Here is a 729-nt window from a genome sequence, read left to right on the forward strand (position 1 = left end):
GCCGACGATCATCGGACCGTTGCCGTCATCGCGTACGATCAGCGTGCCGACGGACGGGTTGGTCGCGGTGCGCCCGGCATTTTTTCGCGACAGTCTGAGTGCCGCCGCCATGAAGCGGCGATCAAGGGCGGCCTGTTCGCTTGCAGTCATGCTCAGCTGGCTTCCTCTTCACCCTTGATTTCGTCGCCCTTGAGCTCGCCCAGCAATTCATGGAAATCCTTGGCCTCGCGAAAATTGCGGTAGACCGAGGCAAAGCGGACATAGGCGACATCGTCGAGCGACTTCAGCGCTTCCATGACCAGCCGGCCGACTTCTCCCGAAGCAACCTCCGTCTCGCCGGAACTTTCGAGTTGGCGCACGATGCCGGTCACCGCGCGGTCGATGCGCTCGGGATCGACATTGCGCTTGCGCACGGCGATCTCCACCGAACGCAGCAACTTGTCGCGGTCGAAGGGCACTTTGCGGCCCGATTTCTTGACCACGACGAGGTCGCGCAACTGCACGCGCTCGAAGGTGGTGAAGCGACCGCCGCAATCGGGGCAGACACGCCGCCTGCGGATCGCCGCGCCATCCTCTGCGGGGCGCGAATCCTTCACCTGCGTATCTTCTGACTGGCAATAGGGACAGCGCATGGAGAAGCCTTTGGTTGGCGAATCTGGTGAAGCGAAAGGCTTAGAGGTTTTTGCAGCGATGGCAAAGTGTCGCCAACAGCCCCACGCCCTTCAGAGA

The 729-nt window shown here is 61.9% G+C and carries 1 protein-coding gene and 1 pseudogene; both read right to left on the bottom strand.

Annotated features, from left to right (window positions below; genetic code table 11):
* Positions 1–150: pseudogene (locus EN750_RS41310) on the bottom strand (riboflavin biosynthesis protein RibD); the annotation flags it as partial.
* 2 nt (positions 151–152) lie between these two features.
* Positions 153–632, bottom strand: coding sequence for a transcriptional regulator NrdR (gene nrdR / locus EN750_RS37375; protein WP_023810227.1), 480 nt, complete (start codon positions 630–632; stop codon positions 153–155).
* Positions 633–729: the final 97 nt, after the last annotated feature.

The sequence above is a fragment of the Mesorhizobium sp. M7A.F.Ca.ET.027.03.2.1 genome (genome assembly GCF_003999175.1).
GTDB lineage: Bacteria > Pseudomonadota > Alphaproteobacteria > Rhizobiales > Rhizobiaceae > Mesorhizobium.